At 54.5% G+C, this 26,494-nt stretch carries 21 protein-coding genes, 1 rRNA gene and 1 pseudogene; 7 read left to right on the top strand and 16 right to left on the bottom strand.

Translation table 11 applies throughout. The annotated features are described in order from the left end of the window. Positions 1 to 78 precede the first annotated feature (78 nt). Positions 79 to 1,428, top strand: coding sequence for a lysine-sensitive aspartokinase 3 (gene lysC, locus BN2591_RS21955; protein ID WP_017459419.1), 1,350 nt, complete (start codon positions 79 to 81; stop codon positions 1,426 to 1,428). 221 nt (positions 1,429 to 1,649) lie between these two features. Here the strand turns inward: lysC and BN2591_RS21950 are convergent, their stop codons facing one another. Genes BN2591_RS21950 through BN2591_RS21940 form a run of 3 tightly spaced genes read right to left on the bottom strand, consistent with a single transcriptional unit; the run spans position 1,650 to position 4,808 of the window. Beyond that, positions 1,650 to 2,435, bottom strand: a complete 786-nt coding sequence (locus tag BN2591_RS21950; protein ID WP_086873895.1) for a nucleotidyltransferase domain-containing protein — start codon at positions 2,433 to 2,435, stop codon at positions 1,650 to 1,652. 14 nt (positions 2,436 to 2,449) lie between these two features. Continuing rightward, entirely contained in the window at positions 2,450 to 3,676 is a 1,227-nt protein-coding gene (locus BN2591_RS21945; protein WP_086873894.1) for an RtcB family protein, read from the bottom strand. Then, positions 3,666 to 4,808, bottom strand: coding sequence for a slipin family protein (locus BN2591_RS21940; protein WP_086873893.1), 1,143 nt, complete (start codon positions 4,806 to 4,808; stop codon positions 3,666 to 3,668). Before BN2591_RS21940 ends, BN2591_RS21945 begins: the two co-directional genes overlap by 11 nt. A 472-nt stretch (positions 4,809 to 5,280) precedes the next feature. Between BN2591_RS21940 and rtcR the strand changes: the two genes are divergently transcribed. Both rtcR and panS read left to right on the top strand, forming a co-directional pair. Beyond that, positions 5,281 to 6,867 (top strand): RNA repair transcriptional activator RtcR, encoded by a 1,587-nt coding sequence (gene rtcR / locus BN2591_RS21930; RefSeq protein WP_086873891.1) that lies wholly within the window; start codon positions 5,281 to 5,283, stop codon positions 6,865 to 6,867. A 257-nt stretch (positions 6,868 to 7,124) separates the two neighbouring features. Continuing rightward, on the top strand, positions 7,125 to 8,066 hold the full coding sequence (gene panS, locus BN2591_RS21925; RefSeq protein ID WP_086873890.1) for a ketopantoate/pantoate/pantothenate transporter PanS: 942 nt from the start codon (positions 7,125 to 7,127) through the stop codon (positions 8,064 to 8,066). A gap of 48 nt (positions 8,067 to 8,114) precedes the next feature. Here the strand turns inward: panS and BN2591_RS21920 are convergent, their stop codons facing one another. After that, positions 8,115 to 8,453, bottom strand: coding sequence for a helix-turn-helix domain-containing protein (locus BN2591_RS21920; protein WP_086873889.1), 339 nt, complete (start codon positions 8,451 to 8,453; stop codon positions 8,115 to 8,117). After that, the gene (locus tag BN2591_RS21915; protein ID WP_086873888.1) at positions 8,450 to 8,806 is read right to left on the bottom strand and encodes a type II toxin-antitoxin system RelE/ParE family toxin; all 357 of its coding nucleotides are present in this window, start codon (positions 8,804 to 8,806) and stop codon (positions 8,450 to 8,452) included. The genes BN2591_RS21920 and BN2591_RS21915 overlap by 4 nt, the downstream gene beginning before the upstream one ends. 177 nt (positions 8,807 to 8,983) lie before the next feature. Here BN2591_RS21915 and BN2591_RS21910 point away from each other — a divergent pair, with 177 nt between their 5' ends. Beyond that, a complete protein-coding gene (locus BN2591_RS21910) occupies positions 8,984 to 9,256 on the top strand; it encodes a YjbD family protein (RefSeq protein WP_086873887.1) in 273 nt (90 codons plus the stop codon). On the opposite strand, the gene rluF is transcribed toward BN2591_RS21910, so the two are convergent. The 5 genes from rluF to metH all read right to left on the bottom strand — a co-directional run bounded on the left by rluF (position 9,257) and on the right by metH (position 17,237). Further along, positions 9,257 to 10,120: a 23S rRNA pseudouridine(2604) synthase RluF gene (gene rluF, locus BN2591_RS21905; protein ID WP_086873886.1), complete on the bottom strand. Its 864-nt coding sequence runs from the start codon at positions 10,118 to 10,120 to the stop codon at positions 9,257 to 9,259. Between the two features lie 137 nt (positions 10,121 to 10,257). Further along, a complete protein-coding gene (locus tag BN2591_RS21900; protein ID WP_086873885.1) occupies positions 10,258 to 11,889 on the bottom strand; it encodes a Na/Pi cotransporter family protein in 1,632 nt (543 codons plus the stop codon). A 171-nt stretch (positions 11,890 to 12,060) separates the two neighbouring features. Continuing rightward, entirely contained in the window at positions 12,061 to 12,528 is a 468-nt protein-coding gene (locus BN2591_RS21895) for a hypothetical protein (protein WP_086873884.1), read from the bottom strand. Continuing rightward, a complete protein-coding gene (locus BN2591_RS21890; RefSeq protein WP_482793318.1) occupies positions 12,512 to 13,321 on the bottom strand; it encodes a DUF8093 domain-containing protein in 810 nt (269 codons plus the stop codon). The genes BN2591_RS21895 and BN2591_RS21890 overlap by 17 nt, the downstream gene beginning before the upstream one ends. A gap of 229 nt (positions 13,322 to 13,550) precedes the next feature. Continuing rightward, positions 13,551 to 17,237 carry a methionine synthase gene (metH, locus tag BN2591_RS21885; protein WP_086873882.1) on the bottom strand — a complete coding sequence of 1,229 codons (3,687 nt, stop codon included), beginning with the start codon at positions 17,235 to 17,237 and terminating at the stop codon, positions 13,551 to 13,553. Between the two features lie 243 nt (positions 17,238 to 17,480). Here metH and BN2591_RS21880 point away from each other — a divergent pair, with 243 nt between their 5' ends. The 3 genes and pseudogenes from BN2591_RS21880 to BN2591_RS21870 all read left to right on the top strand — a co-directional run. Next, positions 17,481 to 18,143, top strand: coding sequence for a hypothetical protein (locus BN2591_RS21880; RefSeq protein WP_086873881.1), 663 nt, complete (start codon positions 17,481 to 17,483; stop codon positions 18,141 to 18,143). A 123-nt stretch (positions 18,144 to 18,266) separates the two neighbouring features. Further along, positions 18,267 to 19,091 (top strand): glyoxylate bypass operon transcriptional repressor IclR, encoded by an 825-nt coding sequence (gene iclR, locus BN2591_RS21875; RefSeq protein WP_086873880.1) that lies wholly within the window; start codon positions 18,267 to 18,269, stop codon positions 19,089 to 19,091. A 25-nt stretch (positions 19,092 to 19,116) separates the two neighbouring features. Further along, a pseudogene (locus tag BN2591_RS21870) lies at positions 19,117 to 19,320 on the top strand (phosphatidate cytidylyltransferase); the annotation flags it as partial. A 1-nt stretch (position 19,321) separates the two neighbouring features. Here BN2591_RS21870 and aceK read toward each other — a convergent pair. The 6 genes from aceK to rrf form a co-directional block, all read right to left on the bottom strand. Next, complete coding sequence (aceK, locus tag BN2591_RS21865) at positions 19,322 to 21,070, bottom strand: bifunctional isocitrate dehydrogenase kinase/phosphatase (RefSeq protein WP_086873879.1); 1,749 nt, start codon at positions 21,068 to 21,070, stop codon at positions 19,322 to 19,324. A 54-nt stretch (positions 21,071 to 21,124) separates the two neighbouring features. Continuing rightward, positions 21,125 to 22,429, bottom strand: a complete 1,305-nt coding sequence (aceA, locus tag BN2591_RS21860) for an isocitrate lyase (RefSeq protein WP_025263767.1) — start codon at positions 22,427 to 22,429, stop codon at positions 21,125 to 21,127. 154 nt (positions 22,430 to 22,583) lie between these two features. Continuing rightward, entirely contained in the window at positions 22,584 to 24,185 is a 1,602-nt protein-coding gene (gene aceB, locus BN2591_RS21855; protein ID WP_065369827.1) for a malate synthase A, read from the bottom strand. Positions 24,186 to 24,431: 246 nt separating this feature from the next. Beyond that, positions 24,432 to 25,361, bottom strand: a complete 930-nt coding sequence (gene metA, locus BN2591_RS21850; protein WP_086873878.1) for a homoserine O-acetyltransferase MetA — start codon at positions 25,359 to 25,361, stop codon at positions 24,432 to 24,434. Between the two features lie 134 nt (positions 25,362 to 25,495). Further along, positions 25,496 to 25,924 (bottom strand): YjaA family stress response protein, encoded by a 429-nt coding sequence (locus BN2591_RS21845; protein ID WP_086873877.1) that lies wholly within the window; start codon positions 25,922 to 25,924, stop codon positions 25,496 to 25,498. Positions 25,925 to 26,261: 337 nt separating this feature from the next. Beyond that, positions 26,262 to 26,377 (bottom strand): 5S ribosomal RNA (rrf, locus tag BN2591_RS21840). Between the last annotated feature and the right edge of the window lie 117 nt (positions 26,378 to 26,494).

Here is a 26,494-nt window from a genome sequence, read left to right as displayed (position 1 = left end):
ATCGCTCTGCGCCCACCCCGTTTTTCGCTCTTTCCTTGTGCCATGGCTGAATAGAGAATCCCCTGACACGAGGTTGTTATGACTAGTTTCGTTGTCGCCAAATTTGGCGGCACCAGCGTTGCCGATTTTGATGCCATGAACCGCAGTGCGGACGTGGTGCTTTCCGACACCAGCGTTCGTCTGGTGGTACTTTCCGCTTCCGCAGGCGTAACCAATCTGCTGGTGGCGCTGGCCGAAGGGCTGGAAGCCAGCGAGCGTTTCGTCAAGCTCGACGCTATCCGCAAAATTCAGTTCGATATTCTGGAACGCCTGGCGAACCCGGCGGTTATCCGCGAAGAGATTGAGCGCCTGCTGGAAAATATCACCACGCTTGCCGAAGCCGCATCGCTGGCGACATCCACCGCGCTGACCGACGAATTAGTCAGCCACGGCGAACTGATGTCGACGCTGCTGTTTGTCGAAGTGCTGCGCGAACGCAGCGTACAGGCGCAGTGGTTTGATGTGCGCAAAGTGATGCGCACCAGCGACCGGTTTGGTCGCGCTGAGCCGGATGTCGCCGCCCTGGCGGAACTTGCCGGGCAGCAACTCGCGCCGCGCCTGAATGAAGGGCTGGTGATCACCCAGGGCTTTATCGGTAGCGAAGCCAAAGGCCGTACCACCACGCTTGGCCGCGGCGGCAGCGATTATACCGCCGCGCTGTTAGGTGAAGCACTGCACGCCTCACGCGTGGATATCTGGACCGATGTACCGGGCATTTACACCACCGACCCGCGCGTAGTGCCCGCCGCGAAACGCATTGATGAGATAGCCTTTGAAGAAGCGGCAGAGATGGCGACATTCGGTGCGAAAGTGCTGCACCCCGCCACGCTGTTGCCCGCCGTACGCAGCGACATTCCGGTTTTTGTCGGTTCAAGCAGAGATCCGAAAGCCGGTGGCACACTGGTGTGCAACAACACCAGTAATCCACCGCTGTTCCGCGCACTGGCGCTGCGCCGCAAGCAGACCCTGCTCACGCTGCACAGCCTGAATATGCTGCACTCACGCGGTTTTCTTGCGGAAGTGTTTGGCATCCTGGCGCGTCACAATATCTCGGTTGATTTGATCACCACCTCAGAAGTGAGCGTGGCGCTGACGCTGGACACCACCGGTTCAACGTCAACCGGCGACACCTTATTAACCCAGGCGCTGCTGACCGAGCTTTCTTCTCTGTGCCGGGTGGAAGTGGAAGAAGATTTAGCGCTGGTGGCGATTATCGGCAACGATTTGTCGAAAGCCTGTGGCGTGGGTAAAGAGGTGTTTGGCGTGCTGGACCCGTTTAATATCCGCATGATTTGTTATGGCGCATCCAGCCATAACCTCTGCTTCCTGGTACCGGGAAAAGAGGCCGAGCAGGTGGTGCAAAAACTGCATCACAACTTGTTTGAGTAATTCCTCCCGTGTGCGGATGAGAGCAAAAAGCCCGGTAAATTACCGGGCTTTTTTTATCCTTGCATGAACACCACCTCCTATGGAGGTGGTCAGCAAGAGATTTTGGCTTTGCCTTATTATCCTTGGAGTTAAATCGTTCAGAACAGGCAGGGACTAATTGTAGGGTTTTTAGTACGCCCCTCTGGGGCGAAATCAATGCCACCTGCTAAGCAGGTGGTTTTTTATGCCATCACCGTCTGGTACAGCAACGCGTCGAGATCCCTGACTTTGCCGCTGCGGCTTTCCGGCAACGCATCGGCGATTTCGCCACGCGCCAGTTCATCGTGGATAAACGCATGTAGCAGCGGACGTTGCGCGCCGTACTGTGCTTCGCCTGCCCGCTGTTTTAACGCCAGCAGTTCATCGATTTCTGCCCGTAATGGCGCGTCGAGGCAGCTACCTGCCAGCAACGTCGCGAAACGCATTGGCGGCATCCCTTTGCCCGCTTCTATCCAGCGCACCGCCAGCAGCGGACGCAGCACGTAAAAGTACTTTTTCAGCCGTACCTGTTCACTCTGCAAATAGCCGCGAAAGTTCTTTTTCGCCATCGAATAGTAGTGCCAGCGCGCTCTGACTGGTGAAAACCAGTGCGGCACCTGCGCGCGCAACGCAGCGAGTGTGGCGTCATCCTGCTGGTAGACGATCGGCGAATCTAACCATTCGATTAAGGCCGGGTTAGCGCTTTTCAGCAACCCCAGCGCTTTGCGCCACTCCCACCCGCAAACGTCCAGCTCATCGTCTATCGGCAGTTCTATCACGTCACGCTGCGGCTCGACGCGCAGGTACCAGTCCGGTTGATGCACATATAAAAAGCGCACATCGTAATCGCTGTCCGGTGAAGCGAAGCCCCAGCCGCGGCTGCCGGATTCACAGGCGTAGAGCACTTTCACGCCGTAAGTGTGTTCCACATCGTGTAACACCTGCCGCACACGCCCGCGCATGGCGACATCAACGCCTAAAGGTTCCATGATTATTGTCCTTCTTATCCTTTCACACACACCACCTGCCGCAGGGTATGCACCACTTCGACCAGCGAGTCCTGCGCGGCCATCACCGCGTCGATATCTTTGTAAGCCATCGGGATCTCGTCGATCACCTCGCTGTCTTTACGGCACTCCACATGCGCGGTCGCGCGAATGTGATCTTCCACGGTAAAGCGTTTTTTTGCCGCCGTACGGCTCATGGTTCGCCCTGCTCCGTGGCTGCATGAACAGAAGCTCTCTTCATTTCCCAGCCCGCGCACGATAAAACTTTTCGCGCCCATCGAACCGGGAATAATCCCCATCTGCCCTTTCTGCGCGGAAACCGCACCTTTACGCGTCACCAGCACCTCCTCACCAAAGTGCGTCTCTTTTTGCACATAGTTATGGTGGCAATTCACCGCTTCCTGCTGCGTGATAAACGGTTTGGTCACCATACGCGACAGCGCCGCCAGCACGCGCGACATCATCACTTCCCGGTTATGGCGGGCGAAATCCTGCGCCCATTCGACCGCTTCCAGATAGTCCTCGTAGTGCTTGCTCCCTTCCTGGAAATAGGCCAGGTTCCGGTCCGGCAAATTGGCGATATGCTGCTGCATATCCTGCTGCGCCAGGGCGATAAACACGTTACCGATGGCGTTACCCACTCCGCGCGACCCGCTGTGCAACATCACCCACACGCGCTGCTGCTCATCCAGGCACACTTCGATAAAGTGGTTGCCGGTTCCCAGCGTTCCCAAATGTTGATGGTTGTTGGTTTGCCGCAAGCGCGGGTATTTATCCGTCAGGCGCTTAAAGCGCGGCGCAAGCAACGCCCAGTGGCTATCCACCTCTTGCGGCGGATTTTCCCACGCGCCTTTATCACGTTTCGACCGGTTCACCGAACGTCCGTGCGGCACCGCCTGCTCAATGGCGCTGCGCAACCCGCCGAGGTTATCCGGCAGATCCGCCGCCAGCAGCGAGGTGCGCACGGCAATCATGCCGCAGCCGATGTCCACGCCAACCGCCGCCGGGATAATCGCCCCTTTGGTTGGGATCACGCTGCCGATGGTCGAGCCTTTTCCCAGGTGCACATCTGGCATCACGGCCAGATGTTTGAAGATAAAAGGCATTTTTGCCGTATTGAGCAACTGCTCCCGCGCTTCGGGTTCCACCGGCACACCGTGGGTCCACATTTTCACTGGCGCGCTGTTCGCCTGCGCCAGCAGTTGATAGTCGTTATGCTGCATCATGACTTCCTTTGATGTTAACAAGGCCGTGCAATACCTGGTCGAGGCCACCAAAGACCGAGATCTTATCGATGCGCTCCGCCACACGCTCCAGCGTTTCTAACTCTTTAAGCCGCAACGCCACCGGGTTGCTCTCCATCACTTTTGCTGTGTTCAGCAACGAACGGGTCGCGGCGGTCTCTTCCCGGCGGCGGATAACATTGGCCTGTGCCGATTTTTCCGCTTCCACTAAGCGCGACAGGATCGTTTTCATCTCACCCGGCAAAATGATGTCTTTCACCCCCAGCGACGCCACTTCAATACCAAACGCCGCCATGCGATTTGCCACCTGCGTACTCACTAACGCATCAATAACCTGCTTATCTTCCAGCAGCTCATCCAGCGTGCGCGTGCCCACCGCTTCGCGCAGCGCAAACTGCAACTCGCGATAGAGGTGATCCAGCGGTTTACTCAATTGGGCAAAGGCGCTTAACACATCGGTGTAACGCCAGTTCGCCGCCAGGTTCAGCCGCAAGGTGACTTTATCTTTGGTCAGGATCTCCTGGCCGCTCACTTCCAGCACTTGCAGGCGCAAATCCACCACCTCGGCTTCCACCAGATGGTTTACTTTCCAGTAGCCGCTCAATCCCGCCGGTAACAGCGCCTGCGTCACGCCATCGACTTTTAAAACGCCCGCATGCCAGGCCGGAACCTGCACTGCCAGAATCGTGTCGCGGCCTTTTACCGCCACACCGCGTGCGGGTTGCGCCACGGCGGTAAGGATCTCCGTGGGAACCCGCACATCACGAGTGTCCATGCGTACCAGTTTCAGCGCGTCATCCGCTTGCCAGTAAAGACGGCGCGTTGAAGGCGGCAGGATCTCCAGCAGCATGCCGTTGAGATAAAGCGCACCGGCTTCGTTATCTGACATATCGGCCACCAGACAGTAACGCTCCACCCACTCTGGCTGGAAACGGCGCAAATACTCCGCCAGACCCGCGGCCACTTCGCTGCCATCGGTATTCACCACCAGCACGTCGGGTTTGTTAAACCACGGCAGACGGTGCTCACCGGTTTCCAGAACCTGGTAGTAGTCACCCTCTTTTGCCAGTAAACCTAATTGACCTTTACGTATTGTGATTTTGTTGGTCATCACGTTCTCCTTAAATCGTTAGCCTTAACGACCGCGAATGCAGGGGCGAAGCCGCAGGGGAAACAACGTTTTGCCTGTGGCCCGGCGCCGTTACCGGCGGTCGTTGGGGGTAATCGTCCAAAGCCCGACTACCGGGGTACTACCTGTTTATCTTCATAGATAAGGTGGCGAATCCGGGATTCGAACCCGAAAAAGAACCGACTTTTCGCAAATGTCTTTCCACTGACGGAACGCCCCCCTGGAAAACGTCTCGTGCCGTTCCTGGTGCGCCGGCGGGGTGCGTACCCCCTGCTAACTCAGCGTGCTGACGTACTGGTTATTGCCAGAAGCGTGCCAGAATCAAGAACAAGCAAATAAAATTTTTATTCGATTGAAAAATAAGGGTTTTATTTCACACCCGGTTTGATGATGTTGAAGTGAATAAGATATTTTTTTATCTTTTAATATCGATTTTTATCTTATGGGATAAACAATGAAGCGTCGGGTGGTGATTGGTGTACTGGGAACGGTGCTAGATAAACGGGGTAAACGGCAAAACCGCTTTCGTAAATGGCGGCCCACCGTGGGGTTGTGCCAACAGCCGGATTTCGCTGTCGACCGGCTTGAACTGCTGCACCAGCCACGCGATGAAGGTCTGGCGCAACAGACGGCGGAAGATATTGCCCTCGTCTCTCCGCATACCGAAGTGCGCAAACATGCGGTGATGATTAACGATCCGTGGGATTTTGAAGAGGTGTATGCCGCGTTTCTCGATTTCGCCACCCGTTACCCGTTCGATACGGAAAATGAAGAGTACCTGGTGCATATCACCACCGGGACGCACGTCGCGCAGATTTGCTGGTTCCTGCTGACCGAAGCCCGTTATCTCCCTGCCAGCCTGTTGCAGACCGGTCCGGCGGCGAAAGGCGCAACTGACGAGGCGATAGCCGCTGGTGTCTGTTCGGTTATCGATCTGGATTTAAGCCGTTACGCCACGTTGACCAGCCGTTTTCAGCGCGAACAGCAGCAGTCGGTGTCGTTTCTGAAATCCGGGATTGATACGCGTAATGCCACCTTTAACCGCTTAATCGAGCAAATCGAACGCGTATCGCTGCGCTCGACTGCGCCCATTCTGTTGACCGGGCCAACCGGTGCGGGGAAATCATTTCTGGCAAAACGCATCTTTCAGTTACGCCAGTCCCGCCATCTGGTACAGGGGCGACTGGTGGCGGTGAACTGCGCCACGCTGCGCGGCGATAATGCCATGTCGACGCTATTCGGCCATGTGAAAGGCGCGTTCACCGGCGCACAACAGGCGCGTACCGGGTTACTCCGCGAAGCCGATGGCGGCGTGCTGTTCCTTGATGAGATCGCCGAACTGGGGCTGGATGAGCAGGCGATGCTGCTGAAAGCGATTGAAGAAAAAACTTTTTTCCCCTTTGGTTCCGATAAAGAAGTGCACAGTGATTTTCAACTGATTGCGGGCACGCACCGGAATATGCAGCAGTGGGTGGCGGAAGGACGTTTCAGGGAAGATCTCTTTGCACGTATCAATATGTGGACGTTCGCACTGCCGGGCCTGGCGGAGCGGCGGGAAGATATCGCCCCGAACATCGAATATGAACTCCAGCGTTTTTCCCGGCAGCAGCAGACGCAAATCCGCTTTGATAAGGACGCACGTGAACGCTATCTGGCCTTCGCTTGTTCTCCTCACGCGGCGTGGCGCGGTAATTTTCGCGAACTGAGCACGTCAATCGCGCGAATGGCAACGCTGGCGGAACAGGGGCGGATTAACGACGTGTTAGTCGAGGAAGAGGTGCAGCGTTTAGCGCAGCACTGGCGTGGAGAATCAGCACTGCCGAATCTCCCCGTGGATATCAGCACGCTGGATCTGTTCGATCAACGTCAACTGGAAACGGTGATTGCCGTCTGTCGGCGCAGCCAGACGCTTTCAGAAGCGGGACGTGAATTGTTCGCCATTTCCCGGCAGAAAAAGGCCAACCCGAATGATGCGGATCGCCTGCGCAAATATCTGGCCCGCTTCGGGCTGAGCTGGGAAAACGTTCGCAGCGCAACATAAACGATCTTCATCATAATTTGTTTGAATAATATTCCTTAGCACGATAAACAATACCAATGGTCGGGCTCGATCCCTTCCTTAAATACCCTCATTCATTCGGGTTGCAGAACCGTTGCGAACAGCGCTCATCCCCGGGGTGAGACTGCCGGGTTACCGGCGCAGAAATTTCTGACGCTATTGGCTTCGTCAGCGCACCTGTAGCCTGAAGAGTGAAGGGTAATAAAAAATACAACACAACAATCGCAAGGAATTCCCACATGCTCGCAACGTTCACGCGGCTGTTCCCGTTATGGGCACTGCTGCTCTCGGTATTCGCCTATTATTTTCCACCCATCTTTATCGCCATTGGCCCGTGGGTCACCACGCTACTGATGCTGATTATGTTTGGTATGGGCGTGCACTTAAAAATTGACGATTTCAAACGTGTCCTGTCGCGCCCGGCTCCGGTTGCCGCCGGCATTTTCCTGCACTATCTGGTGATGCCGCTGGCGGCATGGCTACTGGCGCTGATTTTTAAGATGCCGCCGGATCTCTCCGCCGGGATGGTACTGGTCGGCAGCGTCGCCAGTGGAACGGCATCAAACGTAATGATTTATCTGGCAAAAGGTGATGTCGCGCTATCGGTTACCATCTCCTCGGTTTCAACACTGGTGGGCGTTATCGCCACGCCGCTGCTGACGCGCCTGTATGTCGATGCGCATATTCAGGTAGATGTGATGGGCATGCTACTGAGCATCCTGCAGATTGTGGTGATCCCGATTGCATTAGGGCTGATTGTGCATCACTTGTTCCCGCGCGTAGTTAACGCGCTGGAGCCTTATCTGCCGGCGTTTTCCATGGTCTGCATTCTGGCGATCATTAGCGCCGTGGTCGCCGGTTCCGCGAACTATATCGCCTCTGTTGGGCTGGTGGTGGTAGTCGCGGTGATCCTGCATAACAGCATTGGCCTGCTCGGCGGTTACTGGGGCGGCCGTCTGTTCGGCTTTGATGAATCCACCTGCCGTACGCTGGCGATTGAAGTGGGGATGCAGAACTCCGGCCTTGCTGCGGCATTAGGTAAAATCTACTTCTCACCGCTCGCCGCGCTGCCTGGCGCGCTGTTCTCCGTGTGGCACAATCTTTCCGGCTCGCTGCTGGCGGGCTACTGGTCGGGCAAACCGGTCGACAGACGTAAAACGGAAGCGGTGAAAGAGGGTTAGTCGATAGCGGCCGGATAACGTTATCAGCTATCCGGCCGTTTACAACGCTTAACCAATTGTAATGGTAACTGGCTTGCCGAGTTTAGCCAGCATGGTGACAAGTGCATCAATAGTGAATTTGCTGGCTTTTTGGTTGACCACATCGGAGACGCGAGGGCGAGAAATATTGAGTTTTGCCGCCGCCTCAGTCTGCTTGAGATGGTTTTCTGCTATCCAGCCAGAAATTTCCTGCATCAGTTGCCGTTTTATGTTCAACAGCTGGATCACTTCTCTTTCTGCATCCTGCGCAAGCGCGTTAGCCTCTTCGGCTTCAAAACCCAGTTCAGTAAAAATGTTGGCATCTGCTGGGGTTACATGGCCAATCAGGCCATCTTGTATCGTTCTCATTTTTGGCTCCTGTGGTGCTCAACCAAAGCGCGATAACGCGTCCGGGCAATCGTTTTATCCTTAAATGGCGTGCGCTGTGACTTTTTATGAAAACAGTGCAAAACGTATAGTGCATCTTCAAACCTGGCCAAATAAAAAATACGAAACGCTCCTGCGCGATCGCGAAGACGGATTTCTGCAACGCCTGCACCAATTTCCATCATCGGTTTCCAATCTGTAGCTTCCAGACCAGCTTGAATTTTATGTAGCTGATAACCAGCATCCTTGCGGACACATTCAGGGAAAGCGCGTAAGTCATCGTATGACGAGCCTATCCAGATGATGGGCTTTAAAGTAGGCCGTGAAGGGAGCATACCACATCCTTGTATAAAATTTTATACCGAAAATCCCTACCAGCTTAGACCAGCAGCAGATGAAGTCACCCGTCCCAAAATAGATCTGCGAAGCGCTTTCCAGGGTTTATGCATCACCACGCAGACATGCCCTCTTACATCGCGTAGACTCGATGCACTTCCCAAGGAGAACGCTTTATGGCCCTGACCAGACTGACGCAAAAAGAGATGACGGAGAGTGAACAGCGGGAGCTGAAAACGCTGCTGGATCGCGCCCGCATCGCACACGGACGCCCACTCAGCAACGCTGAAGCTAATCATGTGAAAAAGGAGTACATCGATAAACTGATGGCGCAGCGCGAAGCGGCAGCGAAGAAAGCCCGCCAGTTGAAGAAACAGCAGGCTTATAAACCCGATGAGAACGCCACATTTTCCTGGTCGGCAAACACCTCAACGCGCGGCAAGCGCTAACTAGCGCCCTTTCTTTTTCCTGCCCGGCTGGGTAAAGCGTTTTCCCGCCGGTTTCGCCCGGCTTTTCTCTTCGGGCTTCACCATTTTTACTGCGGGTTTTTTCGCCGCCTGCGGTTTTGCTTTTGCTTTTGGCTTCGCTTCTGAGGATGAGTTCTCAATTAGCTTAAACAGCGCGATCAGCTCGTCATCCGTCAGGTCACGCCACTCTCCCGACGGCAAGCCAGTGAGACTGACGTTCATAATGCGCGTGCGTTCAAGTTTGGTGACTTCATAACCAAAGTATTCGCACATGCGGCGGATCTGGCGGTTCAGCCCCTGAACCAGGGTAATGCGGAAGGTAAACGGCGCTTCTTTTTTAACCTTACATTTTTTGGTTTTGGTGCCGAGGATCGGCACCCCCGCGCTCATCCCCTGCACAAATTCGTCGGTGACGGGCTTATTGACAGTCACCAGATACTCTTTCTCGTGATCGTTGCCCGCACGCAGGATTTTATTTACTAAATCGCCATGGTTAGTGAGAAAAATCAGCCCCTGCGAATCTTTGTCCAGACGGCCGATGGGGAAGATACGGCTGCTGTGGTTAACGAAATCAACAATATTGTCTTTTTCGCCGTCTTCAGTGGTACTGACAATACCAACGGGTTTATTCAACGCGATAAACACCAGATCTTCGTCGTTTCTCGGCTCGATAAGTTGACCGTTTACTTTCACAACGTCGCCGGCTACCACCTGATCGCCGATCCCGGCGCGCTTGCCGTTGATAAAGACATTGCCTTGCTCGATGTAACGGTCAGCCTCGCGGCGTGAGCAAATCCCGCTTTCGCTGATGTATTTGTTTAAACGTGTTGATTGGGTTGGCAGCATAAATTCTCCTGTAAAAGCGGAATATAACTGGCTTCGCCGGGAGATAAAACCGGATTTTCGCCGCGCCAAATCGAATTTGTGCAGTTACGCAGTAAAAGTGGGGGTTTTAGCTACCGTGCCCGCAGGCACGGTACGGGTTATGCATCGTCGCGCTCGTCGTCTTCATCCGGCTGTTCCAGCACGCTATAGGCCACCGAGCAGAACAGAGAGTTAAGACGCTTCATGTCGCCCAGCAAACCGAGGTGCAGGGAGCTGGTTTCAATACTTTGCACATTTTGTTGATGTAATCGATCAACGTGGGCATGTGAATAACGGCGGTTCATAATGCGAAAACGGTGTTTGCTGCGGCGTAAGCGCCGGGCGCTGGTCACATCGCTGGAGAAGAATACCGACATCGCCAGCTTCAGATTCCCCACCAGCCGTTCATGCAGCGCGTCGAGTTCTTGTAAGCCTTCAACAGAGAAAGCGCGCCGTGCCGCCAGCGATTTATCGGCGATTTCGCTGCCCATGCGCTCGACAATATCGGAGGCTTGCTCAAGGTTCAGCGACATCTCGATAATTTCCGCCCAGCGTTTCGACTCCTCTTCCGCCAGTTCCTCTTTCGGCATCCGCGCCAGATAGAGCTTAATCGCCGTGTACAGCACATTGATGTCATCGGCTTGCTTGCGTAGCTCCTTCTCCTGGCGAGGCTGGCCGTGCATCACTTTATGCAGCCCTTCGAGCATCAGTTCCATCGCATCGCCCATGCGCAAGGTTTCCCGCGCCGCATTGGCCAGCGCCAGCGTTGGCGTATCCAGCGCGGAGCTGTCAAGGTGCTTTGGCTTCAGGCGCGCATCCAGCTCGGGCTCTTCACGAATAATGCGCTTACAAAATGCCGCCATGGGTCCGGCGAACGGCACCATCGCCAGGCAGCGGATCAGGTTGTAGAACACATGGAAATAGATAACCAGTTCTGCTTCCGGCAACGGAAGTTTATGTAATGAATCGGCAAGCAGATGGACAAACGGCAGAATAATCAGGCTACCCACCAGCTTGAACAGCAAACTGCCAAGCGCCACGCGGCGGGCGGCAGCGTTAGCGGCGCTGTTATTAAGCATCGCCAGCAAGCCGGAACCGAGGTTGGCACCAATCACCAGACACAGCGCAACCGGGAAAGAGATAATCCCCGCCGTCACCAGCGTCGCCGTCAGCAGCACCGCCGCCAGGCTGGAGTAACTGATAATGGCGAATACCGCGCCAATCAGCGCATCGAGCATAATATCGCCGGTCAGCGAGGCGAAAATCACCTGCACGCCATTGGCCTGGGTGATCGGCGTAACCGCCTGCACAATCAGCTCCAGCGCCAGAAGAATCAACCCAAGACCGATGCTGACTCGCCCAAGCTGGCCTTCGCGCGTCTGTTTACGCCCAAGGAAGAAAATGACGCCAAGAAAAATCAGCAGCGGTGACAGCCAGGAGAGATCGAACGTCAAAATGCGCGCCATCAGTGCTGTCCCGACATCTGCGCCCAGCACAATCACCAACGCCGGGGTGAGCGCCACTAAATCCTGGGCGACAAACGAGGTCACCAGCATGGTGGTGGCGTTACTGCTCTGCACCAGTGCAGTCACGCCGATACCCGCGCAGAAGGCGAGTGGTTTCCTTTCGACGCTACGGCTAAGAACGGTACGCAAACGTGCGCCAAAAACACGCATCACACCGGTACGTACAATGTGTGTGCCCCACACCAGCAGAGCCACGGCAGAAAGCAGATGAAGCAAAGTCAGCACAGAATCTGGTTCTCCTTATCGTTATGCGTTGCTCGTTACCGGGAAGATAACGTCAACATTATGAAGTAAGTATAAGGCGTCAATGCGAAGAAAAGCGCAGGGTGCCGGTTAAGCCCCCTGAGAGTTGTAAACAAAAATGACGGTTTTGTGACAGAAGCGAGGCTTTACCGGTTAGCGGGAAACGGCAGGCGCCGTTTGCGGGTTGCGCTGGCGTTTAGCCCACACAACCGAAGCAATTTTGAGCACTTCCGAGATGACAAACAGCAACATTGCCCCCCACGCAGCGGTAAAGCCAGCAAAATGCATAAACAGTGGAATCAGTGCCACTGAGCATTTTAACGACAGCACGCGGGCTATTTCCTGCGCGATAAAGAAAATAGTATGGATGTCTTTTTTAACGAAAAAAGACCAGGCAGAAAAAACCAGCGAAATAATCAGCGCGATATTAATAAAGAACATCGTCTGAATAATTACCCCCATTAATCCACTCACACCCAGCTGTGAATAATTAGTATAAAAGCCGTTAATGTCGGAATAAAAAGGAACGTTACCGCCTTGCAGCGAAAAAAACAAATAACTGGCCAGCGCCAGCACGTCCATAATACCCCAGAAAGCAAATATCTTATTTCTTAAATTCATAATCCTCATCCCTTACGCCTGGAATCCATTGCCATGATTTCCCCGATTGCGCCCAGGCATCATCACCCTCAAGGTATTTCTGATAAACGGTACGCTTTTCACCATAACGCCGGATCACCGAGCGATTATAGAGGATTTCTCGGGTATCAGATGAGACGCTTTCCGGTATTGGCGTCCACAGCTGAATTTTATCTCGCGAGGTGTTCATATAATCTTTGCCGTCAGAGCCAAATACGCGCCCTTGATCGCCCATACTGGTCGCCCGGTTGAGCATCATTACCGCGGCATTTTTGACGCCGTGAAAGTCTGTTTCGCTGGTTTTCCAGTAACCTGGGCCAAACTCAGGCGTCACCGGTACAAAGGTACTTCGGGTCGGGGCGGGTAGCCCATGCATTGCCACGCTGTCTTTAAACCCGTTCAAAATGGTTCTGATAAACACCGCGTTAAATGACAGGCCTTGCACGCAAAACAGTTCGGCGTTTTCCGCGATAAAGAACGGGTAATAGAAGCGGTTACGCGTACTGACATTCGGGCGAACGACCACCACCACGCCTTTATCCACCAGGCTATCAATATGTTTTTCTTTTTGATGACCAAGCGGATCGTGCGGTAAGCCATATTTAAAACCGTGGTGCTGCTTAATCGTATAACCATCGATACTGCCCAAAATATTATTCGGGCTATTCTCGATGAAATATTCCTTTTTGATAATATTCTTCGCGATATCTGGCGCCAGGATATTCTCGTAATCCTTCGGCAATAGATTTCTTTTTCTTATATCATAAATATCCATTTTATAATACCTAAGTTAAATTTATGACAATTAAATGAACCGCAAAAGAGTAAGCAATCTTGCCGTGTAGTCCGTCCCCATCATACGCATGAAGGGGAAGAAGGGTCTAAGAAAATATCCATTTTTAAGAATGTTCTTAGTTTCAATCGGTATTATGTTTGCTTCACGATAGTTTCGCGAAAATGAAATGGCGAAAAAACAGGGCATTTAAAAAAATGCCCTGTGGTTATTAATCTGCGTCGTAACCTAAATTAGACGCCAGCCAGCGCTCAACTTCCGCCACCGACATGCCTTTACGCCGCGCGTAATCTTCCACCTGGTCGCGCTGAATTTGCGCTACCGCGAAATATTTACTGTCCGGGTGGCTGAAATACCAGCCGGAAACGGATGCTCCTGGCCACATCGCATAGGATTCGGTCAGTTTCATCCCGGTATGTTTTTCAACGTCCAGCAGCTGCCAGATGGTGCCTTTTTCCGTGTGTTCCGGGCAAGCCGGATAGCCCGGCGCCGGGCGAATGCCCTGATAATTTTCGCGGATCAATTCCTCGTTACTGAGGTTCTCGTTCGGCGCGTAGCCCCAGTACACTTTGCGTACCCGCTCATGCAGATATTCCGCAAAGGCTTCTGCCAGGCGGTCGGCCACCGCTTTCACCATGATTTTATTGTAATCATCGTGCGCGGCGTCATACGCTTGTGCTAACGCGTCCTCTTCAAGACCGCCAGTCACTGCGAATGCGCCAATATAGTCCGCTTTGCCGCTCTGTTTGGGGGCGACAAAATCCGCCAGACAGTAGTTGGCAAAACCGACTTTTTCCGTTTGCTGACGCAGATGGCAACCCACCGTCAGCACCTGCGTGCGGGTTTCGTCGCGGTAGATTTCCACATCGTCGCCAACGCGGTTAGCCGGGAAAAGCCCGACCACGCCGCGCGGGTTGAGCAGCTTTTCCGCGCTCAGTTTATCCAGCATCTCGTTAGCATCGGCAAACAGACGTTTCGCCTCCTCACCCACCACCTCATCTTCAAGGATGCGCGGATATTTCCCGGCCAGCGACCACGTCATAAAGAATGGCGTCCAGTCGATGTAATTGCGCAGCGTCTCAATGCTGGCGGTGACTTCCTGCACACCCAGCCGGTGTGCGACCGGCGGCGTATAACTTTCCCAGTCAAACGCGAGATCGTTTTCCCGTGCGGCTTGCAATGTGACTGGCGGCGTACGCGGTTTTTTCCGCGCGTGCTGGATGCGCACGGTTTCATACTCTTTGCGGGTGCGGGCAACGAACTCATCGTGTTGCGTATCCGAAAGCAAAGCTGACACCACCCCCACGGTACGCGAGGCGTTTTGTACATACACCGTCGGCCCGCTGTAGTTCTGCTCGATTTTCACCGCCGTGTGCGCTTTCGATGTGGTTGCACCGCCAATCAGCAGCGGAATGGTGAACCCCTGGCGCTCCATCTCTTTCGCCACGTTGACCATTTCGTCGAGCGACGGCGTAATCAGCCCGGAAAGGCCAATCAAGTCAGCCTTCTCTTCGCGGGCGGTTTTCAGGATCTTGTCGGCGGGCACCATCACGCCGAGGTCGATAATTTCGTAGTTGTTACATTGCAGCACCACGCCCACGATATTTTTACCGATGTCGTGAACATCGCCTTTCACGGTGGCGATCACCATTTTGCCGTTGCTGCTGCCCTTCTCTTTGCTGGCTTCGATATAGGGTTCGAGATAGGCCACGGCCTGTTTCATCACGCGGGCGGATTTCACCACCTGCGGCAGGAACATTTTGCCTTCGCCAAACAGATCGCCCACCACGTTCATGCCGTCCATCAATGGCCCTTCGATCACCTCGATCGGGCGAGCGGCCTGCTGACGCGCCTCTTCGGTATCGAACTCGATAAATTCGGTGATGCCTTTTACCAGCGAATATTCGAGACGTTTTTTCACATCCCAGTTGCGCCACTCCGCCTGCTGCGCGTTTGCCCCTTCATCGGCGGCTTTGCTGCCGCGGTACTTTTCCGCCAGATCCAGCATGCGCTCGGTCGCATCATCGCGGCGGTTAAGGATCACATCCTCAACGCCGTCGCGCAGCTCGGCAGGCAAATCATCGTAAATCGCCAGTTGCCCGGCGTTGACGATGCCCATATCCATGCCGTTACGAATAGCGTAATAGAGGAACACCGCGTGGATCGCCTCACGCACCGGGTCGTTGCCGCGAAACGAGAACGAGACGTTGGAAACACCGCCGGAAATCAGCGCATGCGGCAGTTCACGTTTGATATCTTCACACGCGCCGATAAAGTCCTGCGCATAGTTGTTGTGCTCTTCAATACCCGTTGCCACAGCGAAGATGTTCGGATCGAAGATAATGTCTTCCGGCGGGAAACCCACCTCTTCGGTGAGAATTTTATAAGCGCGACGGCAAATTTCGATTTTGCGCGCGCGCGTATCCGCCTGACCGATTTCGTCAAAGGCCATCACCACCACGGCGGCACCATATCGACGCACCAGTTTCGCGTGGTGAATAAATGGCTCAACGCCCTCTTTCATCGAAATCGAGTTAACGATGCCTTTGCCCTGGATACATTTCAGCCCTTTTTCGATCACCTCCCATTTCGAGGAGTCGATCATGATCGGCACGCGGGCAATGTCCGGCTCACCGGCAATCAGGTTGAGGAAACGCACCATCGCCGCTTCGGCATCCAGCATCCCTTCATCCATGTTGATATCGATGATCTGCGCGCCGCTTTCCACCTGCTGGCGCGCTACGTCCAGCGCTTCGGCGTACTTCTCTTCTTTGATCAGGCGTTTAAATTTGGCGGAACCGGTGACGTTAGTACGTTCGCCGACGTTCACAAACAGACTGTCGTCGCCAATATTGAGCGGCTCCAGGCCCGCGAGGCGGCAAGCAACTGGCACCTCCGGTAGCTGACGAGGCGGCACACCGTCGACCGCGCGGCTCATGGCGGCGATATGCTCTGGTGTGGTACCGCAGCAGCCGCCGACAATATTCAGGAAACCGGCCTGCGCCCATTCGCCGATTTGCACCGCCATCGTGTCGGCATCGAGATCATATTCGCCAAAGGCGTTAGGCAGACCAGCGTTCGGGTGGGCAGTAACATAGCATTCGGCGATTCGGGAAAGTTCCTGCACATACTGGCGCAGTTCATCCGGCCCCAGCGCACAGTTCAGGCCGAAGGTGAGCGCATCGGCGTGGCGCAGGGAGTTGTAAAAGGCTTCGGTTGTCTGCCCGGAGAGCGTACGCCCGGAGGCGTCGGTAATGGTGCCGGAGATCATAATCGGCAGCTCAACGCCGAGCGCGTCAAACTCCGCTTTGACCGCAAAGATCGCGGCTTTAGCGTTCAGCGTATCGAACACGGTTTCGATCAGGATCAGATCAGATCCCCCTTCCACCAGCGCTTTGGTGGATTCGCGATAAGCGGTAACCAACTGATCGAAGGAGATATTACGAAACGCCGGATCGTTAACGTCCGGTGAGATTGAGGCAGTGCGGTTGGTCGGGCCAAGCACCCCGGCGACATAACGCGGTTTATCCGGCGTTTGCGCCGTCCATTTGTCGGCGCTGGCACGCGCCAGTTTGGCAGCAGCAAAGTTGATTTCCGCCGACAGGGATTCCATCTGGTAATCTGCCATGGCGATTGTCGTTGAGTTAAAGGTGTTGGTTTCGATGATATCCGCGCCCGCCGCGAAATAGGCGTCATGAATCGCGCTTATCACCTCTGGCTTGCTGAGCACCAGCAAGTCGTTGTTGCCTTTAAGATCGCAGGGCCAGTCGGCGAAGCGCTCGCCGCGAAAATCCTGCTCACTCAGACGATAGCTCTGGATCATGGTGCCCATGCCCCCATCCAGAACCAGAATTCTTTTGCTTAACTGCTGCTTCAGTTGCTCAACTTTGCTGCTCACACGTGCTCCCGACAATGCTCAACCAGGCCAAAAGGCCAGCAGGACATACTGGCATAAAGTGGCAGAGCGGAAAAGCGACGCGGGGTGAACATGAGAGATGCTCACGTAACGCCCGTAAGCCTGAGTGTTGCGCCAGCCCGTTACCCTTTCAGTGCGATGGCTTGTCAAGTTTTCAGGCTTGATTGCCGATGTATGTTCAAACCTTCTGCCCTCTGACAGGCACACCTACTTACGGAACGGATTATGTCTTTTTTGACGTCTCTTTTTGGCCATAAGAAACCTCGCCTCACCGACCTGCAACTCAACATTGCCGGGTGGCAACTATATGAGAGCGGTGACACCAGCATGGCATGGTCCACACCGGAACAAAGCGCGGTGCGCCTTCAGCTCCACGATCCGGTGCAGTGGCCCTTCGCCTTACACGATATTGCCGCCGCTACACGCTATTGGCAGCAAGAAACAGCAAAAATCGGCGGCGCGTTACTGGAGTTAACAGCGCTCAATATTCAGGATGTCGCCGCGTTGCAGGGCATATTTAAATATCGCGATCCGACGCCGGGTTCACTCGGTATGTATTTTGTCGCCATTATCTGGCTCCCCGTAAAAAACGGGCTCTTTCAGATCAATGCGGAAGCGGTAGAAAAAGGGAACACTGGCTTTCGCGAAGCGGTAGTGATGGATTTACAACTTAAGCAGGGCAACATACCGCCCACTAACGACGAGCCAGAATTTATTGATTCTGCCGACGCGCTCTTCGCCAAATTGCGGCAAAGCGAACTGCGTTGCCTGCCGAGCGACGATCGTCAATATGATGAGATGTTTCCGGAGCATCCACTGAGCCAGGTAAGACGAACCATTACGCTTTGTGCGCAACATATTCAACTGGCGAAACACGTGCGGCAATAAATACCCTGTATCCGCCATTTTCGTGCTGTTTTGCGCGAACTCATCCGATCAGTCTGGCGGGGAGTTGCGTTATACTCCATTAAAACGAAAATGATTTCCACGATACAGAAAAAGGAGCCTGTCATGGCCACGTCCGTTCCCGCTAAACGAGGCAGAAAAGCTACCGCCCCGGCCGCTCCGGCGGGTGGGCAAGTTCAGTCATTGACCCGCGGCCTGAAACTGCTGGAATGGATTGCCGAGTCTCATGGCAGCGTCGCCCTCACCGAACTGGCACAACAGGCCGGTTTGCCGAACTCAACCACCCACCGCTTACTCACGACCATGCAACAGCTCGGGTTTGTTCGCCAGGTGGGCGAGCTGGGGCACTGGTCGGTAGGCGCGCATGCGTTTATCGTTGGCAGCAGTTTTCTGCAAAGCCGTAACCTGATGGCGATTGTTCACCCGATCCTGCGCAACTTAATGGAAGCGTCCGGCGAAACCGTGAATCTGGCGGTGCTGGATAAGAGCGACCATCAGGCGATTATTATCGATCAGGTGCAGTGTACGCAGTTGATGCGCATGTCCGCGCCGATTGGCGGCAAATTGCCGATGCATGCTTCCGGCGCGGGAAAAGCGTTTTTGTCGCGTCTGAGCGATGAGCAAGTGGGTAGCTTGCTGCATCGCCAGGGGCTGCATGCATACACCCATGCCACGCTGGTATCGCCGGTACACCTGAAAGAAGATCTCGCCCAGACGCGTAAACGCGGCTACTCCTTTGACGATGAAGAGCACGCGCTGGGGCTGCGCTGCGTAGCGGCGTGCATTTTTGACGAGCACGGCGAACCCTTCGCCGCGATTTCCATCTCCGGGCCCATCTCTCGCATCACCGATGACCGCGTGACCGAACTGGGCGCGATGGTGATCCGTGGCGCGAAAGAAGTGACGTTGGCGTACGGGGGAATGCGTTAACTTCCAAAAGGTTACAGCACGAAAGTCCCTTTTTATTCACCTTACGGTGCCAGGGACGTTCATGCGCGTGTCTTCTGGCGGCTTGTGTATGTCGGCGATTAAACGCGATCGCGGCGTGAAGGATTTCGGCGCGATGCTCGAAGGGCACGGCGGCATGATGGACAGGATTGATTCTCTCTGCTTTGCCGCGCCCATCTTCTTTCATGTGGTGAGATATTACTTCACCTGATTTACCCCGCCTGCCGCAGCGCGCCTGCGCCAAAGCGTACGCTGAAACGCTGGCGTTTGCGGTAGGCATAAACATCTTCGACATGCCCTTCGCGGATGCGTGCCTGCAATCCGCGCCAGTAATCGGCACGCAGCAGATCGGCATGCATCTCTTCGAACAGCGGGCCGATTTCCGGGTCGGCGCATAACCAGTGGCGAAACTCCTGTGGAAAGACATCCCCTGGCGACACGCTGTACCACGGTTCGGCGCTCAGCTCATCTTCCGGGTAACGCGGCGCGGGAATGTCGCGGAAATTCACTTCGGTCATATAACAAATTTCGTCGTAATCATAGAACACCACGCGTCCGTGGCGGGTGACGCCGAAGTTTTTAAACAGCATGTCGCCGGGGAAAATATTGGCGGCGGCAAGCTGGCGAATGGCGTTGCCATACTCTTCAACCGCGTCGCGCAGTTGCTGACCTTTGACCTGCTCAAACCACAGATTGAGCGGCACCATACGCCGCTCAATATAGAGATGGCTGATGGCGATGCGATCGCCGAGATCGGTGATTTTGCCAGGCGCTTGTTCCAGCAAAAGCGCCATCAACGCCGGGGAAATCTGCCGTTTTTCCAGCACAAAGTTTTCAAACTCTTGTGTGTCGGCCATGCGTCCCACACGGTCATGCTCTTTAACCAGTTGATAGCACGCACGCACGTGCGCGGCACTCATCTCTTTTTGCGGGGGAAAAACGTCTTTGATCACCTTAAATACCCGGTCAAAACCGGGCAGCGTAAACACCAGCATCACCATGCCGCGAATGCCTGGCGCTTCAATAAACTGCTCATTGCTGGCGTTGATGTAATTTAAATATTCGCGGTAGCTTTCCGTTTTGCCATGTTTCTGGCAACCAATTGCCATATACAGTTCAGCGGTGGTTTTACCGGGCAGGATCTCACGCAGCCACTCGACTGTCGCGGCGGGCAACGGGGCGTAAACCATAAAATAGGAGCGGGCAAAACCAAACACGATGCTGGCTTCCGCCGATGTGGTCAGACAGGTATCGACAAACAGCTCGCCTTCATCGGTGCGGTGGATCGGCAACAAGAAAGGCAGCGTAGCCGACGGGGTAATAAGCTTACCAACCAGCCAGGCGGCTTTATTGCGGTAAAACAGCTCGTTCGCCACCTGCAAGTGAGAGTGAGCAAGGGTTTCGCTGCCAAACGCCTCTTGCAGATGCGCGGTGATATAGCCCACATCGCGCGCTTTATCCTGCCACGGCAGACGCAGCGGCAAATCCGACAGCACTTTGGTCAGCAGCGCTTCCCAGCCGCGTTCCGGCCAGAACGCTTTAGCTAACGGCCGCGGGATGGTGCGAAAGCGGCGTTCCGGCTGCGAGCTAAAGATAAACAACCGTTCTGGCGTGAGAGAACGGTGATCGAATAACCGACAATAGACTGAATTAAAGAAGCTTTCGGCAATTTCAAAGCGGGGATAATCCGGCAGCAGTTGCGTGTAGTGCTCTTTGACGCGCAGCAAAAACGCGGCGTCCGGGCTTTGGCTGTCGGTGATGCAACGCAGTTGCTCGACGACCAGGCCAACATGATGATCATAAAGGTGAATGCGCTGCTTCATCGCCTGCTGAACGGCGTGCCAGTCGGCTTGTTCAAAGCGCTGTTGCGCGCCGGACGTTACTTCCAGAAAACGACCATACTGGGCATCAAAGCCTTGCAGGATGGTTTGGGCAATCAGCAGTTCCAGACCACGCGACATCGTATTCCCCAGGCATTAGCCCGGTAGGCAAATTGCTACCGGGCAGGTTGACGATTAGAACTGTGCTTCTTCCGTTGAACCCGTCAACGCCGTTACCGACGAGGCGCCGCCCTGAATGATGGTGGTGACTTTGTCGAAGTAACCGGTACCCACTTCCTGCTGGTGAGAAACGAAGGTGTAGCCCTCTTTGCCAGCGGCAAACTCGGGTTGTTGCACCTTCTCGACATAGTGCTTCATCCCTTCGCCTTGCGCGTACGCGTGGGCTAAATCGAACATGTTGAACCACATGCTGTGGATACCCGCGAGGGTGATGAACTGGAACTTGTACCCCATATCTGACAGCTCCTGCTGGAAGCGGGAGATGGTGTTGTCATCAAGGTTCTTTTTCCAGTTAAACGACGGCGAGCAGTTGTACGCCAGCAGTTTGCCCGGGTATTTCGCGTGGATCGCATCGGCGAAACGGCGCGCCAGGTTCAGGTCTGGCGTGGAGGTTTCACACCACACCAGATCAGCATACGGCGCGTAAGCCAGACCGCGGCTGATCGCCTGTTCAATGCCCGCATGGGTGCGGTAGAACCCTTCGCTGGTACGTTCGCCAGTGATAAACGCGCTGTCATACGGGTCGCAATCTGAGGTAATCAGATCGGCGGCATCGGCATCGGTGCGCGCCACCAACAGTGTCGGAACGCCCAGCACATCAGCTGCCAGACGCGCCGCCACCAGTTTCTGCACCGCTTCTTGCGTTGGTACTAACACTTTGCCGCCCATATGGCCGCATTTTTTCACCGACGCGAGTTGATCTTCGAAATGCACTGCCGCCGCACCGGCTTCAATCATCGATTTCATCAGCTCAAAGGCATTCAATACGCCACCAAAGCCGGCTTCGGCATCTGCGACGATCGGCAGGAAATAGTCGACAAAGCGCGGGTCACCCGGCTCAATACCGGAAGACCACTGAATTTGATCGGCGCGACGGAACGTATTATTGATGCGCTCGACCACCGACGGCACGGAGTTTGCCGGGTAGAGCGACTGGTCCGGGTACATGCTGGCGGCGAGGTTGGCATCCGCCGCTACCTGCCAGCCGGAAAGATACACCGCTTCGATTCCCGCTTTCGCCTGCTGCAACGCCTGCCCACCGGTCAGCGCACCGAGACTATTGATGTACCCTTTTTTTGATTCGCCATGCAGCAAGCGCCACATTTTCGCCGCGCCCAGTTGCGCCAGCGTGCATTCCGGGTTGACCGAGCCGCGTAACTTCACCACATCTTCCGCGCTATAAGGGCGGCGAATGCCTTCCCAGCGCGGCTGCGTCCACTCTTTTTGTAATTCTTCGATTTGTTGGGTACGGGTTTTCATATACAGATGCTCCATATTCTTCTCCTGGCTCGCCAGGCGTTATTGGTGAAGTCAGTTTGGTCATTGTCAGCGAGCAAAACCGCAACGCACTTGTAGAACATGAGGTTTTGCGCACTGGCTGGAGCCAAATTGGCGAACAAAATAGCCCGGGCGATTACGCCAGCAGGCGGTAGCCAGGTAACGTCAAGAAGTCGATCAACTCATCAGAAGTGGTGATCTGCTCCATCAGGCGCGCGGCATCGTTAAAACGCCCGCTGCTGAAACGGTGCTCGCCCAACTCTTCCTGAATAACCAGCATCTCTTCAGCCAGCATCTGGCGGAACAGCGCTTTAGTGACCGGCTTGCCGTTGCTCAGCGTTTTTTCGTGATGGATCCATTGCCAGATTGAGGTACGGGAAATTTCCGCCGTGGCGGCATCTTCCATCAGCCCGTAAATCGGCACGCAGCCATTGCCGGAGATCCACGCTTCGATGTACTGAACCGCGACGCGGATATTGGCGCGCATACCCTCTTCGGTGCGCTCACCTTCACAAGGTGCCAGCAGATCTTCTGCGGTGATCGGCGCATCGTCCTCACGGCTGACAAAGAGTTGGTTTTTGTGTTCGCCCAGTGCCGCGTTAAACACCTCCATCACCGTGTCACCAAGCCCCGGATGCGCAATCCAGGTGCCATCGTGACCGTTATTCGCTTCGAGCTGTTTATCGGCTTTCACTTTGTTCAGCACCCAGTTGTTACGCTCGGTGTCTTTGCTGGGGATAAACGCCGCCATACCGCCCATCGCGAAAGCGCCGCGACGATGGCAGGTTTTGATCAGCAGACGTGAATAAGCACTGAGGAACGGTTTATCCATCGTCACCACCTGGCGGTCAGGCAGCACGCGATCCGGATAGTTTTTCAGCGTCTTGATGTAGCTGAAGATGTAATCCCAGCGTCCGCAGTTCAGGCCAACAATGTGGTCGCGCAGCGCATGCAGGATCTCATCCATCTGGAATACCGCAGGCAAGGTTTCAATCAGCAGCGTGGCTTTGATGGTGCCGCGCGGCAGATTGAAACGATCCTCGGTAAAGCTGAAAACCTCGCTCCACCATGCCGCTTCTTGCCATGACTGTGTTTTCGGCAGGTAGAAATAGGGGCCGCTGCCTTTGGCGAGCAGATTTTTGTGGTTATGGAAAAAGTAGAGCGCGAAATCGAAGAGGCTGCCCGGAATAGCCTCTTCGCGCCAGGTGACGTGTTTTTCCGGCAGGTGTAAACCACGCACACGGCAAACCAGCACCGCCGGGTTTGGCTTCAGTTGGTAGATTTTACCCGCTTCATTGGTGTAGCTGATGGTGCCGTTGACTGCATCGCGAAGGTTGATCTGCCCGTCGATCACTTTGTCCCAGTTTGGAGCCAGCGAATCTTCAAAATCCGCCATGAACACCTTCACGTTGGCATTCAGCGCGTTGATTACCATTTTGCGCTCAACCGGCCCGGTGATCTCAACGCGGCGGTCCAGCAGATCGTCGGGAATTCCCCGGATCGTCCAGTCACTTTCACGAATGGAAGCTGTTTCCGAAATAAAATCAGGCAACGTACCGGCATCGATCTGTTGCTGCTGATGCACACGCGCGGCCAGCAGTTGATTGCGCTTTGGCGTAAAGCGGGTGACCAGCTCGCTCAGGAATTCCACGGCTGCCGGAGTGAGAATCTGCTTCTCTTGTTCACCGTGCGGTCGCGTAAAGGCTAATTCATCGGTTGTTGTTGCCTGTTGTGTCATGGTGCGATTCCTCTTTTTTGCAGCAAAGACATTTCCCAATGCCAACGAAGATCGGGTGTGCAGTTTTCGTTCAGCAGGATCAATCCTGGCTAATAAATTTTCCAAAATCAAAAACAATTTCCATTTTTAAATTAAAATGAAAATAACAGATTGATAACAAAGAGGTTATAGTTTTATTGTGTTGAGAAGTGATTTTCGCAAATAAAAAAGGCACCCGAAGGTGCCTGTAATAAGGGGCTGAAACGCTTAATCCAGCGTGGGATTCATATGACGCAGGTCGTATGGCGTGATCTGGTAGACGTAGTAGTTAAGCCAATTGATGAACAGCAAATTGCCATGGCTACGCCAGGATGCACGCGGTTTATTCTGCGGATCGTCATGGGGAAAATAATTGTGCGGTAGCGCCGGGCTTAGCCCGGCATCCACATCGCGGAAAAACTCGTCCGCCAGTGTGTTGGCATCATATTCAGGATGGCCGGTGACAAAGGCGATACGTTTGTCTTTGCTGGCGAACAGGTAGGCGTCACCCTCTTCCGTTTGGGCAAGGATCTCTAAATCGGTGTAGTCGCGGATCAATGCAGCCGGGAAATCGGCGTAACGCGAGTGCGGCGCCAGAAAAACATCATCAAAACCACGCGTCAGCAACGCGTGAGGATGAAGGATATGGTGTTCGTATACGCCGGAGAGCTTTTCGGTGCGGGTCTGTTTGGGGATGCCATAAAGGATGTTTAACGCGGCTTGTACCGCCCAACAGACAAACAGGGTTGAGGTGACATGATCTTTGGCCCACTCCAGAACCTGCTCGATCTGCGGCCAGTAGGCCACGTCGTTAAATTCAACTAAGCCTAATGGCGCACCAGTGACGATCAAACCATCGTAGTTTTCATCACGGATTTCATCGAAATTACAGTAAAAGGTATTGAGGTGCTCGGCCGGTGTGTTGCGTGATTCACGCGAGTCGATACGCAGCAGGCGCACATCAACTTGTAGCGGTGAGTTTGACAGCAAGCGCAGGAACTGGTTTTCCGTCTCAATCTTCTTTGGCATCAGATTGAGGATCAGCACCTTCAGCGGGCGAATTTCCTGCACTGTTGCGCGCGATGTCGTCATCACAAAGACATTCTCATCACGCAAGAAATTGACGGCTGGCAGCTCGTCCTGCACCCGAATCGGCATATCTTATATCCTCACTGCATACGTTTAAACGTTTAGACATCCAGATAGCCGAAGATACCCAGGAATCGGCAAAATGTCGAGTACGCAAGTGAAAGGTGAGAAAGTTTCACGTCGCGGCCTGTGTAGCATTGATATTAGCTAATGATTTTCGGTTTGTTATCGCGCGAAGAGGGAGGCATTTTCGATTGGCTCAGTGTCGCCAGCACGTGTTGATCGCTTAGCGGTGTCTGGCTGGCAACGACCTGCGGGTAACGGCATCGGCCTTGTGAAGCGCCGAAGGTCATTTCAAGGATGGCGCGCTCTTCGACAGGCGATAAGCCACCTTCATTCATCTCCAGCGCATGCGCGAGGATCGCCAGACGCCCCATGCCCGGAAGGGCGTGCCAGAATGCGCGTGGTGCCACTTGCAGAATCAAATCGCGTAATAGCTTTTCCGCCGGGAAAAAGTCTGCGATGAGTATTCGCTGGTTGCTGAAGGTTTGGCTACCCGAAACCTGCTGCTGAGTCTGGAGGTTACGCACAACCATGCGGTTTTTATAAAGCTGGGCGTAGAGAACGATCATGGAGATGTCCTTTAGCGATAAATGGAGCAGAAACAATAGCAAAAAAGCGCGGGCATACGGGAGAAATGAGGCATACAGGACGGAACCTCACAGGATGTGCGCGGGAAAACAGCCTCCACACGGTGATGTGATCTCCGGCCAGCAGTGGACTTTGAGCAACAGGCTGGCATCTGAGGGGTCCGGCATCCCGGAGGGGAGATGCTGTGGTGTCTGCAGGGGCAAGCAGTAAAATCCGACAGGAGTGACGTACCACCAGGATAAGTGCCTGCTTGTGCTGTTTCGCTGCATAAAAACGTAAAAAGGCCATCCGTCAGGATGGCCTCTTCACTTAATTGATGCCTGGCAGTTCCCTACTCTCGCATGGGGAGACCCCACACTACCATCGGCGCTACGGCGTTTCACTTCTGAGTTCGGCATGGGGTCAGGTGGGACCACCGCGCTGTTGCCGCCAGGCAAATTCTGTCTGTCAGAACGTTCTCACGCCCTGACCTAATCTGTATCACGCTGAAAATCTTTTCTGTCTCTCACGCCAAAACACCTTCGGCGTTGTAAGGTTAAGCCTCACGGTTC

Source organism: Kosakonia pseudosacchari (genome assembly GCF_900184035.1).
Lineage (GTDB): Bacteria > Pseudomonadota > Gammaproteobacteria > Enterobacterales > Enterobacteriaceae > Kosakonia > Kosakonia pseudosacchari.
Note: the sequence above shows the minus strand (reverse complement) of the source record. Positions and strands in the feature narration are given on the sequence as shown.

Coding starts and splice junctions, on each gene's coding strand:
- lysC (WP_017459419.1), top strand. CDS start 79: ATGACTAGTTTCGTTGTCGCCAAATTTGGCGGCACCAGCGTTGCCGAT.
- BN2591_RS21950 (WP_086873895.1), bottom strand. CDS start 2,435: ATGGAACCTTTAGGCGTTGATGTCGCCATGCGCGGGCGTGTGCGGCAG.
- BN2591_RS21945 (WP_086873894.1), bottom strand. CDS start 3,676: ATGCAGCATAACGACTATCAACTGCTGGCGCAGGCGAACAGCGCGCCA.
- BN2591_RS21940 (WP_086873893.1), bottom strand. CDS start 4,808: ATGACCAACAAAATCACAATACGTAAAGGTCAATTAGGTTTACTGGCA.
- rtcR (WP_086873891.1), top strand. CDS start 5,281: ATGAAGCGTCGGGTGGTGATTGGTGTACTGGGAACGGTGCTAGATAAA.
- panS (WP_086873890.1), top strand. CDS start 7,125: ATGCTCGCAACGTTCACGCGGCTGTTCCCGTTATGGGCACTGCTGCTC.
- BN2591_RS21920 (WP_086873889.1), bottom strand. CDS start 8,453: ATGAGAACGATACAAGATGGCCTGATTGGCCATGTAACCCCAGCAGAT.
- BN2591_RS21915 (WP_086873888.1), bottom strand. CDS start 8,806: ATGCTCCCTTCACGGCCTACTTTAAAGCCCATCATCTGGATAGGCTCG.
- BN2591_RS21910 (WP_086873887.1), top strand. CDS start 8,984: ATGGCCCTGACCAGACTGACGCAAAAAGAGATGACGGAGAGTGAACAG.
- rluF (WP_086873886.1), bottom strand. CDS start 10,120: ATGCTGCCAACCCAATCAACACGTTTAAACAAATACATCAGCGAAAGC.
- BN2591_RS21895 (WP_086873884.1), bottom strand. CDS start 12,528: ATGAATTTAAGAAATAAGATATTTGCTTTCTGGGGTATTATGGACGTG.
- BN2591_RS21890 (WP_482793318.1), bottom strand. CDS start 13,321: ATGGATATTTATGATATAAGAAAAAGAAATCTATTGCCGAAGGATTAC.
- BN2591_RS21880 (WP_086873881.1), top strand. CDS start 17,481: ATGTCTTTTTTGACGTCTCTTTTTGGCCATAAGAAACCTCGCCTCACC.
- iclR (WP_086873880.1), top strand. CDS start 18,267: ATGGCCACGTCCGTTCCCGCTAAACGAGGCAGAAAAGCTACCGCCCCG.
- aceK (WP_086873879.1), bottom strand. CDS start 21,070: ATGTCGCGTGGTCTGGAACTGCTGATTGCCCAAACCATCCTGCAAGGC.
- aceA (WP_025263767.1), bottom strand. CDS start 22,429: ATGAAAACCCGTACCCAACAAATCGAAGAATTACAAAAAGAGTGGACG.
- aceB (WP_065369827.1), bottom strand. CDS start 24,185: ATGACACAACAGGCAACAACAACCGATGAATTAGCCTTTACGCGACCG.
- metA (WP_086873878.1), bottom strand. CDS start 25,361: ATGCCGATTCGGGTGCAGGACGAGCTGCCAGCCGTCAATTTCTTGCGT.
- BN2591_RS21845 (WP_086873877.1), bottom strand. CDS start 25,924: ATGATCGTTCTCTACGCCCAGCTTTATAAAAACCGCATGGTTGTGCGT.